10 protein-coding genes and 1 pseudogene are annotated in these 9,922 nt (G+C 59.2%); 1 reads left to right on the top strand and 10 read right to left on the bottom strand.

Features of this window, described 5'->3' with window-relative positions:
* Nucleotides 1-36 precede the first annotated feature (36 nt).
* The 9 genes from MHA02_RS21290 to MHA02_RS21255 form a co-directional block, all read right to left on the bottom strand.
* A complete protein-coding gene (locus MHA02_RS21290; RefSeq protein ID WP_147082522.1) occupies nucleotides 37-330 on the bottom strand; it encodes a hypothetical protein in 294 nt (97 codons plus the stop codon).
* 449 nt (nucleotides 331-779) lie between these two features.
* Nucleotides 780-1,448: a recombinase family protein gene (locus tag MHA02_RS21285; protein WP_147082520.1), complete on the bottom strand. Its 669-nt coding sequence runs from the start codon at nucleotides 1,446-1,448 to the stop codon at nucleotides 780-782.
* Nucleotides 1,449-2,077: 629 nt separating this feature from the next.
* Complete coding sequence (locus MHA02_RS21280) at nucleotides 2,078-2,320, bottom strand: DUF6894 family protein (RefSeq protein WP_147082518.1); 243 nt, start codon at nucleotides 2,318-2,320, stop codon at nucleotides 2,078-2,080.
* Nucleotides 2,321-2,505: 185 nt separating this feature from the next.
* Nucleotides 2,506-2,655: a hypothetical protein gene (locus tag MHA02_RS22330; RefSeq protein WP_170249415.1), complete on the bottom strand. Its 150-nt coding sequence runs from the start codon at nucleotides 2,653-2,655 to the stop codon at nucleotides 2,506-2,508.
* A gap of 155 nt (nucleotides 2,656-2,810) precedes the next feature.
* Nucleotides 2,811-5,525, bottom strand: coding sequence for a DUF5906 domain-containing protein (locus MHA02_RS21275; protein WP_147082516.1), 2,715 nt, complete (start codon nucleotides 5,523-5,525; stop codon nucleotides 2,811-2,813).
* Between the two features lie 111 nt (nucleotides 5,526-5,636).
* The gene (locus tag MHA02_RS21270) at nucleotides 5,637-6,059 is read right to left on the bottom strand and encodes a hypothetical protein (protein WP_147082514.1); all 423 of its coding nucleotides are present in this window, start codon (nucleotides 6,057-6,059) and stop codon (nucleotides 5,637-5,639) included.
* A 307-nt stretch (nucleotides 6,060-6,366) separates the two neighbouring features.
* Nucleotides 6,367-6,687: a hypothetical protein gene (locus MHA02_RS21265; protein ID WP_147082512.1), complete on the bottom strand. Its 321-nt coding sequence runs from the start codon at nucleotides 6,685-6,687 to the stop codon at nucleotides 6,367-6,369.
* Nucleotides 6,688-6,818: 131 nt separating this feature from the next.
* Entirely contained in the window at nucleotides 6,819-7,127 is a 309-nt protein-coding gene (locus MHA02_RS21260) for a helix-turn-helix transcriptional regulator (protein WP_147082511.1), read from the bottom strand.
* A 181-nt stretch (nucleotides 7,128-7,308) separates the two neighbouring features.
* Nucleotides 7,309-8,514, bottom strand: coding sequence for a tyrosine-type recombinase/integrase (locus tag MHA02_RS21255; protein ID WP_147082508.1), 1,206 nt, complete (start codon nucleotides 8,512-8,514; stop codon nucleotides 7,309-7,311).
* Nucleotides 8,515-8,986: 472 nt separating this feature from the next.
* Between MHA02_RS21255 and MHA02_RS21250 the strand changes: the two genes are divergently transcribed.
* Nucleotides 8,987-9,514, top strand: coding sequence for a beta-barrel domain-containing protein (locus tag MHA02_RS21250; RefSeq protein ID WP_147082507.1), 528 nt, complete (start codon nucleotides 8,987-8,989; stop codon nucleotides 9,512-9,514).
* A 198-nt stretch (nucleotides 9,515-9,712) separates the two neighbouring features.
* Here the strand turns inward: MHA02_RS21250 and MHA02_RS21245 are convergent.
* Nucleotides 9,713-9,922 (bottom strand): annotated as a pseudogene (locus MHA02_RS21245) (transposase); the annotation flags it as partial.

Raw genomic sequence — 9,922 nt, 5'->3', positions numbered from 1 at the left:
TGATCCTCTCAATCAGCCCGGTCCAAAGCCAGCCGGTCAGGTCATGAGGTCACTGGCCGATTTATAATTCCTCGCAAAGGGAAAAACGTTTTTCAGTGCGTCTAGCAATTGCGCTGCGACGATAATGGACGACCATAAAATAGGATAATCTTTAAATACCACCCAACCAGCGATACTACCGCTGGAAGCAACGGCTTTAATTATTTCTACGGCACGGACGCGCCAAGCAAGCTGGTTTCGATATAGACGAATGCACACGCTTGCAGCTTTTAGCTGCTGTAGCTGCTGCCAGTAGAGATCGGGCTGCCGCTTGGCAGTTGCGTTATTCAATCCGCTTGCCCCCAACCGTTTGCGCGCAGTTTTATCCGCCGCTTTTCTGTGATGATTCGCACGATTTCGACGAGAGGGATGAATGTAACCCTTCTTGGAGCCCGTAGCCCGTTTCCGAAAAGCTCCATGCTCGGATTTTCGGGATTTGATCCGAGTCCAAACAAAAGGTGGTGCTGGATTTAGACAACTCCAATTTTCGGTGAGGAGAATGCCCCCGGATTTTTTGCCAGGTGAGCCTCTCTCAATTCAATGGGGTAGGTGGGGGTTCACAGAACCGGTTCGGGGGACTGTGGCGCGTGACCACCGTTATAGTCGCGGCGCCGAGCCTCTTGCGCGGGGTGGGGGGCATCCGCGCGGGTTTGCCCTGGTGCGCGGCCTCGGGCTGGCGTGGTGGGCGCTGATGGGCTTGCCTCGAGGGGCAATAACGGCCGTTGGCGCCCCGAGCCTTATCAGGGTTGCTCCATGACGCGCTTGACCTGGACGGCCGACCATTGGCCGCCGCGAGCCGTGCGGATGCCTCGGTTGTTCAAACCGGCCGCAATCTCCCGCAGGGACACAGCACCGGCCGCTTGGACTTCCTCGATAACCGGAGCCACGTCCCACGCGCGGGCGGAGGCCCTAGCCTTCGTGACGGCGCCTCCGCGCGCACTGGCACCCGCCGGCGGCACGACGCCCCTGTCGCCCCCGAGCTTCACCCCACGTGCCTTGGCGGCGGCCAGGGCGGCTTTGGTGCGGGCCGAGATCATCTTCCGCTCTGCCTGTGCCACCACGGCCATGATGCCGACCACCATTTCGTTGGCCTCGGGCATATCGGCGGCCACGAAGCGCACGTTGCCGGCCTGGAGATTCAACAGAAAGGCTGCATCTCGGGAGAGGCGGTCCAGCTTGGCGATGACCAGCGTGGCATTATGCAGCCGGCAGAGGCGCAGCGCCTCGGCGAGCTTGGGGCGGTCGTTCCGCTTGCCGCTCTCGACCTCGACCACTTCGTTGATGACGGTCCACCGCCCGCCGTTGAGATATTCGGTGACGGCCGCGCGCTGCGCCTCCAGCCCGAGGCCGCTCGCACCTTGCTTCGCGGTGCTCACCCGCAGGTAGCTGATATACCGCCCCTCAGCCATTCCAATCGCCCGTTACGCCGCAATCGATGTTCGTTGATTGCTATGTAACAGTCGATCGGCCTGTCCGCAAGGCCGAAGTGGGTTCATGGCAATGGCGCGGCAGGACCACGGCGTCCCGAACCGGACGACAGAGGCGGCACTAAATACGCACAGGGCTCTCTACCAGTGTCCCAAGGGTCCCAAGGGTCCCATTCGGCCAAACCCAGTGTGCGCGCGCGCGCAGCGGGCGCAGGCGTGTGCGAGCGCGCGAGGAAAGCACGAGTCAAACGCCTCATTCAGCGATATCAGATACTTAGCTGTAAATAAGGCACCCTGAATGGCACCCTGTAAGCCGACCTGATGCATCACCTATGAGCCCCTGTTGCGGCGAATATGGGAATTATAGCAAATGCTATGTTTCAAGGCCCGCGGGTGCGCTCTGCGCAATGCAAGGTATCGGGGCTTAATTCGCCCTAATCCGACCGAACAGGAATTGATCAGCAATAGCGTTACGCTGGCTCGCGTAATTCGCTCGCACGCCGTACTGGAGCTTCGCATCAGCCCGAAGGATGCGATGGACGCTGTCGCCAATCTGGACGCGTCGCCGTCCTGAGCCCCTTGGTGCATTTGCTCAAGAAGGCCGCACTTTCCTAGCCCACACCACGCATCTTGATGTTGAAGACCAGCTGGGCATTCAGCACGACATCATTCTTCGTGTTGCGCACCGTGACGAAGATGGTCCTGCCGTCGCGGCCGGACACTTTCGGCCTGACAGCGTGCTGAGCCGCGAGCTGCATGGCTTCCGTCCGCACCGCTTCGAGATCGGAAAACTCCCGTCCGATCTCGTCATAGACGTGTGCGCCGTCGTGAACGTCGAAGAAATACAGGGCCATGCCGGTGCATACGCACGGGCAGAGGTGAATGGCAGGTGTATGAGAACGTAGGGTTCTTGGGATGCACCTTTCCCCTGACGCAGTCGCCCGATAGGCAGGACTGGGAGACGGTCGCGTTTGCTCCTCAACGCCTGACGGTGAGTTTGCTACCTAATTCCGCTGTTTATGCCGGTGACGGTGCGCGCCTAGAACTCGGCGAACCCGTGCTCCATCGGGCTGAGATTATTGCGCGGGCTTTCGGTTCGAAGCATGCAGGCCAGCAGCGCACCGGCCATCTGGACGGCCTTGCGCCGGTACACGACCGTGCGAGCCGAACGGTTGTCCAGGACCACCATGTCGCTCGGCTTCAGGGCCGCTATATCCTACCTTCGTGTGGCTCGGGCTGGCGTGGGGGGGAGGATTTAGCGGCCCCGCGGAGCGGCCTTCCCAGTGGCAACCATCGCCGGTAAGCGCACCGGCCCATCGGTCCGTCCACGCCGCTCGGAGTGCCCTACTGCCGGCCGGTGGACCTAAGGGGGCCGGCGAAAATCGGGAATACGTGAACCCGCGACAGTGGTTTTGCCCGGTCCTGGTCGAGCGCTTCTAGTACGGCCCTGTTGCTCGCAATTTTGAACCGGTCGATTATCTGCCGGGCCGTCCTAAAACCGTACACATTGCCCAGACATTTTCCGTTGGACCTGATTTCTTTTATCTTCGTTGCTTCCCGCGCCAGTCGTTTTGAGGCTGCGGGATTGTTTCCGAAATTATATTCGCGGCGGTCGTCAACGGTACCGTTCGTGTTCGCATGCTCATTCTCGGCCATATCCGTCATCAGGCCGGCAAGCTCTTTTAGATCAAACAACTCCCGGTTGGCCGCGCGCAGGGTTTCCAGCGCCGCCGCCATGTGGCGTTCCCACGGGTCCGTCATGCCGGAAATTTCGGCTTCCAGTTTTTCCACAGAAACCGGCGGAGCCTTGGCGACCTCATACCCGGACACGTCCCGCTCGCGCAGGTGCCGCCAGAATGTCGCCAGCCGCAGCGGGTCGCCCGTTATATCCGTGAGGTCCGCGTAATATTCGGGCTCGGGCTTATTTTCCAGGTCAATACCGCACCGGATGAAGAAAATTCGCCGGTCGTACGTCTCGATTTTGAGGGAATTTGCATAATTCGACGTAGTGACGACACGGGCGTGATTGAGAACCGGCCGGCTGTCCTTCCCCTTCGCCTCAATCTGGAAATAATCGCCATCCGGGCCGGGGTCGACTAGCTGTTTCAGGCTGGACGTAACGGCCGCCATGTTCGTTGCGGTCGAGCCCTCGGGCAATTCCTTCACGGAAATTATCCGGGCGCCCTCGACCCGCGCAAGCGCAAAACGGCGGGCCGCCTCGTTCGTCATTTTCGTGCCGTCGATTTGCGCGCCCATATCCTTCCCGATGCCGTCAAACATCGAAATCAGCATGTGAGCGTAAATCGATTTTCCAACGCCTTGCTCCCCGACCAGGAACAGCATGTGTCCGGGCCGCCTCCCCGTCTGGACCATGTACGCGAGCGTATCGAGTTCGTATTTAGCGAATTTCCCAAAGACCCGGCCCACGAAATCTAGTACCCGGTTGAGGTCTTCGCTGGCCTGCCGCGGGTCCTTCGGGGGTGCGGCTGCGGCCCGGATTACGGGCGATAGGAAACGCATATTGATTTCGCGGGTCGGCTCACCGTAGGGGTTCGCGAACACGACGATCTCGCCGCGCTCGATATTCGGGTGGCGGGTCTCCCCCGTGTAAAATACATTTGGGTACAGCTTCACCATGTCCCGGGCAAAGGACCACATGCCGTGCTCGTCGGAGTCGTACCGGCCGCCTTCCTGCAGCCGGTCCAGCAACGCAAGGGCATTGTCCGTAGTCTTGCCCTCCCACCAGTCCTCTACCCGCCACTCCACGGCCGGGTTCCACGACGAGCGCATGCGCAGTGCCCCATCGCCTGTCCGCGTGTTGACGTGGCCGAATACATACCGCGCGGATATTTCCTCCAATATGTCCATTTCCTTCGCACGAGCTTCCAGCTTTCGCTCGCGGGTGCCTTTCATCATGGCGTCCGTGTTGCCAGTGAATTCCAGCTTTGCCGAGACGAACACCTTATTCCGGCGAAAAATCCGGTCCAGGGCCTCACGGTCAACGCGCACGCCGCGGTCGAGGGAATTCCAGACCTTTTCGAAATACTCGTCAGGACACCAGTCCGGGTCGGGATTGGCCGTCGCCCACTCCCGGATATTGTCATAATGGGGCTCGGCTTCGGCCCCAAGTGCAGCCCGGATCGCAGACACGGTTCGCACGAGGTCGTCACGGTGCGGGAATAGGTCCTTACAGTTCGGAATCTGGTCGAGCCCCTTGAGCACGTCGGCGACAGGATACAGGGGCTCCTCTTTCGAGAAATCACGTTCCTCGCCCGGCACCCGGCCACCCGAGGCCCGGAGGATTTCCCCGCCGGCCTCGGTGAGCATGTGTTCGAACTCTGCGATGAAACGAACAATATCCGCGTTCTCGATCCGTAGCAGGCCGACCGTAGGATCATTCTTCCGACAAGCGCGGTGCAAGTCCGTGAGGCGCCAATTTGGTGCCCATTCGTAATGCGTCCCGCTGGCGTGATTACCCGCGGCAACAAACTGGTTCCCAAAACCGATGATATCGAGCTTGTGGACTAAATCGGCCTCAGTCTCACCTTTGAGACGATAGGCGATATGTCGGCCGCGAACGACCCCATCATGGTCGTCCGGGTCCTTCGCCCGAAAAGCGTAAAGCCGGCGCGCGACGGTGCCCCGGCGACGCTCGGCTATTTCAGCGTGTTGGCCGAATGTGGAAATGACGGCCTTTTCGATCAGTCGGCGCGCGTCCTCATTTTCGGCGTCACTGTCGATTGCCGGCAGGTACCGGCCGAGGATGCCGACATTCGGCGTCGGCCACGGCGCCATTTCAGCGATGTCGTCTTGCCCACGGCCGACCTTGATAGGGTCGAACCCGAGACCGCCCCACTGCCCCTTGGCCTTATTGAAGCGGCCGGGGGATTTCCCTAGTGAGTCCTCTTTCAGGTCGGAGGCTTTTAGGAGCTTAGCGCCGAGCGGGGCGATGGGGAGCAACGCGCGTGCGGGTATTCCGGCGTCAACGAAGGGCTGGCACGCTTCGCCAAATGTTGACGCCATTTCATTCGCTGTCGTTGACTGAATCAGTTGTGGCATTTAGATAATCACTGTTGGAGATTTGCGGCTTGTTTGGCGGCTTGTCTGCAATGTTCGGCTACAAGACGGGGGTGCGTCCTCGATAAGCGCACCCCCGTCTTGTTTCCTCCCTCACTCTTTCAGCGCTTCTCCGCGCGCCGCGGAAGCCACAGATTTCAAGCGTGCTTTGCGCTTATCGAACTCCAGCGGTGTGGCATCAGGCAGTAGGCGACGACGACCCGAAGGGCCGCGTGGCGCTAGAATATCGATGTAACAGTCCTCGCCACCTATGGCCCAAAATAAAACAAGGTCGTCGGGGACAGCATCAAGCCAATTTTTCTCGAAAGTAGGATCGTAATTGGATCGCAGGCGCGCTTGTTCATTCGCAGCTAATTGAACACGCTCTGCCCCTGAATAGCCGCGCTCCCCCAACCTGAAAACCCGATCACACACAACCCAGTCAATTTGCTCTAAGCAATCTCCCAATTCACAGACAAAACCCCATTCTGCATCGTCCTTTATTTTTGTTTTGGTTGAACTACTGCTGTTGGACATGCGAGTTTCTCCGCTGGACAAATGAATTTTTAGCCATCGCGCGGAATGAGCCGTCACGCGGAAACGCTATTGGCCAAGCTCAAACTTGAGCCGGCCTATTATCCTCGCGAATGCGGTATTTGATACCTGTCGTCGCTATGCGAGGCATTCTTGCATAGGCAACTGGTGGCCGCCGGGTCCGAAAATTCACTGAGCATTATTCTCAGCGACGTGCGGTTTTAGCCTGCACGGACTTGTCGTGGACCGGCGGGCAATGCGCCCGAAAATAGGGTATTGGCGAGGGCACGTTTCGGCGCCCTCGAAATCGTCAGGCGCCGACGATGGCGTTCGCAGTGTCCAAAGAGCCGAGACGACCAGATGCAGCGGTGCCAGCGGTTCTGGGTAGGGCAGCGGCACAGGGGAATGCATCCCGTGCCACCGTGGCCACCACTTGTCCTGTCGCCGTTCTGACGGCCTCGATCCGGTCCGCCAGCATCATGGCATGGACGCCCTCGGGAAGGGCCTTCGTCACCACGACGGGCACGCCGCCCATACTGAGCACCTTGGCCGTGCGAACGCCTTTCGTGGCGAGCCGGGCAAGGCCGCGGGCAACATGCCCCACCGGCATGAGCGGGTGCCCTACGCCCACGAAGGCATCCACGGGGGCAGGTGAGCGCCCCTGGCGGCCAATGGGCGGCGGGGCGGGTGAGCGCGGGGGAATGTCCGTCCCCGACTCTTTGCCAAACGTAGCGGGCGCCAGATGGCTACCAGCGCCCGCCATCAAGCAGCCTGCCCAAGGCTGAACTCGGCAAGGGTGCCGAAGCGCCAGCCAAGCTTGCAACCGCCGAGCTTGATCGGCTTAGGGGCCTTTCCGGTGCGGTACATCCGGCGCCAGTGGGCCAGAGAGAAACCGCAAATCTCCGCGGCCTCAGCCGCCCCAAGCACTCGGTTTGCTACCATGAGCTTGGCCGCTTCTGCCGGCAGTCCTTCAAGATACGAATTTGCCTTAACTCTCGCCTCGGCTTTCGCTTTCGCCTTAGCTTCGGCTCGGGCGTCCGCATCGGCCTCGACGGTGGATTCATGAGCCATGAACATGCTCCTTTGCCCCGCGTGGTCACGGGGTAGAGGGAGCCTATGGTAGTTTTATCCAAGCGGCAAGCATCTTAAACGACAATCGAGTGCGCCTCCAAATAGATGTATCAAGCAGGTTCGGGAATGTCAAAGTGCATCCAAAGGTTATGATGAAATTTTTGTATTTCTCCGGCCCAATTTATTTGGGCGAATTAATTCGTGCGAAAACATATTCTGCCCATCTTTCTAGAGATATTCTCTTTTCTGCGGCATATCCCGCTCGATTATAAACGCCTGCCACCCCCATTTTTGAAGGGCCGGTGATATGATTTACAACTGCCTCGACCACATGAGGCAAAATCCCGAGTGATTCGTTCATCTGCGTCACCATCGTCCGACGCAAATCGTGCAACCGCCAAGGTGAGAGTGCGCTTTTATTTGCCGTTATCTGACTTTTCAAAAATTCAGAAATTCGTTTATCCATCGCGGTCTTGGAATTAGACCAGCCCTGAAATCCGCCCTCGCCCTGCCCAAAAATTAAGTTGCGTCCAGGTCTGACCGGGGTGGCTTCAATAATATCGAGTGCCTGCGCTGATAATGGCACGTCATGAGGAAGGCCGTTTTTTGTCCGGCTCATTGGGAGGCGCCACATGCCTTTCGTCCGATCAATTTCCGACCAGCACATTGCCCCGACTTCCTCACGGCGTTGCCCAGTCAGAATAAGGAGCCGAACGATGCGACCATAATCGTCGTCTCGGCAGGCCTGCCAAATGGCTGTAATTTCCAGGTCCGACAAAACGCGGTCTCGGCTGATTTCGTCGGTGGCTTTGCCGGTCGCAATTACGGGGTTTGCCTCGGCCTCCCCTTGCCGCATCGCCCACGTGAACATGGCCGAGAGCGATGCCCGAGCACGGTTTGATGCAAATGGCCCATGCTGTTTGGCGATATCGTCCAGACGGCCGGCGATATTACGTCTGCCAACGTCGTGAATTGGCATTTCTCTCAGGGGTGCCCAATGGCGCGTCAGATGGCGCTCGACCTCTTCATAGCTCCGCGGTCGCAGGCGGGTTTTCGCGTGGTCGAGGTAACGCACGGCAATCGAGCCGAGGGTTATTGCAGCGCGAGCACGGGCCTGAGATTTCTCGGCCTGCGGGTCGTTTCCAAGCTGTACGTCGGCCAACGCGCGTTTCGCACGTGTGCGCGCTTCGTCCGGGTCAACGGCTTCCACCGATCCGAGCGTGATTCGGCGTTGCTTCGTCCCCAGTCGATATTGAGCAATCCAGGTGCGTTTGCCGCCGGCCCGCACCCGCACGCCGAAACCCGGCAGCGCGTCATCGAAAACGATTGTTTCGCTCTTGCCCGGCGGGAGCACTAGGCGGGTGACGTTTGGGCGGGTCAAGCGCACGGGGGTCTCGTCTGGGAAGCGCATGGGAAGCAATCTCGCGCCTCCCAAAGCATATTTACGATCACGTGAGACTGAGGTTATGCCGCTTAAGCCGTTGGCTTGCAATCAATAAAGAGGCTTACCGAACGCTTATGCTTACTATGGACCTCTGACTACGAATCTGGGGGTCAGAGGTTCGAATCCTTTCGGGCGCGCCATCATCATTTCATGCATATCGATCTCCTCTAAGATGTTGAACGGCAACGCAAATGTTGCGTTCGAAAACCTCTCCCTCGGCGGTAGGGGATGCGCTCGGCGAAGGCCAGCCGCAGTACCAGCCGGCGCACGGCGAAGTCGCCGGAACACCATATACGCCAAGGGTTCGACAGCTATTCGAGCGCACGTTCGAACAAGTCCTCGAAGCCGTGGCGCGGACGGGGGCCGGCGGTGAGCTTCCCAGCGGCTGGGAAAAGCCCGAGCACGTACGGAGCACATGACGCTGAAAAGTCCGATTTCCGGCACGGTCCAGAGATCGTCTGTCACCACCATCGGGCAGGTCGCTACCGTGGGCGAGGATTTAATGCGCATCGTACCAGATGGTTCAACCCTGGAGATTGAGGCCTACCTGCCGAACAAGGATATCGGCTTTGCCCATCTCGGGCAGGAGGCGATGATCAAGATCGAGTCGTTGCCGTTCACGCGCTACGGCACGGTCTCAGGCAAGGTGACCCGCATCGCCACGGACGCGATACCCGAGCCCGATGCCCAGCAGATCGAGAGCGGTCAGAGCAAATCGGCGCGCTCGAACGGGTTCATGGGCGGCGCGCAACGCACGCAGAACCTCGTCTTCCCGATCACGATCCATCCGGAAGCGCTGAGCGTGGCTGCGGACGGGGCCGATGTGCCATTGTCACCCGGGATGGCGGTGGCGGTCGAGATCAAGACCGGGCACCGTCGCATTCTTGAGTATGTGTTTTTACCCCTGGTTGAAGTTGGATCTCAAGCTTTAAAAGAGCGTTGATCTCTTATATTCTTGTAATTGATAAATAGGGGAGGGACAGGACAGGGCTTGCACGAACTACAAAATTCATCTGATTAATCGATCTATCTCTGGGCCTGAGCGTTGCTTCATCCGGACTAAATCTTGAACTCGCCTTGGTTCCAACTTCCCTGAATTTTTTACGAAAGCGGCAAAGCGGTCTGCGATCGTTCGCTCGGCTCCCCGAGCCGCCTCCTGCAGGATCAGCTTGTCCAGCGTCAGGTCGGCAATCGCCTTGCGCAGCCGCTGGTTCTCGATCTCCAGGTCCTTCACTCGTCGAACCTGATCCGTCTTCAGGCCGCCGAACTCCTTGCGCCAACGGTAGTATGTCACCTCTGTTACGCCGAGAGATCGGATCACGTCGGTCACGCTCTGGCCCTGCGCGATCAG

It is taken from the genome of Methylobacterium haplocladii (genome assembly GCF_007992175.1).
Lineage (GTDB): Bacteria > Pseudomonadota > Alphaproteobacteria > Rhizobiales > Beijerinckiaceae > Methylobacterium > Methylobacterium haplocladii.
The sequence above is the reverse complement of the archived record's forward strand: the minus strand, read 5'-3'. Positions and strand labels throughout refer to the sequence as shown.

Coding starts and splice junctions, on each gene's coding strand:
- MHA02_RS21285 (WP_147082520.1), bottom strand. CDS start 1,448: ATGGCTGAGGGGCGGTATATCAGCTACCTGCGGGTGAGCACCGCGAAG.
- MHA02_RS21280 (WP_147082518.1), bottom strand. CDS start 2,320: ATGGCCCTGTATTTCTTCGACGTTCACGACGGCGCACACGTCTATGAC.
- MHA02_RS22330 (WP_170249415.1), bottom strand. CDS start 2,655: ATGGTGGTCCTGGACAACCGTTCGGCTCGCACGGTCGTGTACCGGCGC.
- MHA02_RS21275 (WP_147082516.1), bottom strand. CDS start 5,525: ATGCCACAACTGATTCAGTCAACGACAGCGAATGAAATGGCGTCAACA.
- MHA02_RS21270 (WP_147082514.1), bottom strand. CDS start 6,059: ATGTCCAACAGCAGTAGTTCAACCAAAACAAAAATAAAGGACGATGCA.
- MHA02_RS21260 (WP_147082511.1), bottom strand. CDS start 7,127: ATGGCTCATGAATCCACCGTCGAGGCCGATGCGGACGCCCGAGCCGAA.
- MHA02_RS21250 (WP_147082507.1), top strand. CDS start 8,987: ATGACGCTGAAAAGTCCGATTTCCGGCACGGTCCAGAGATCGTCTGTC.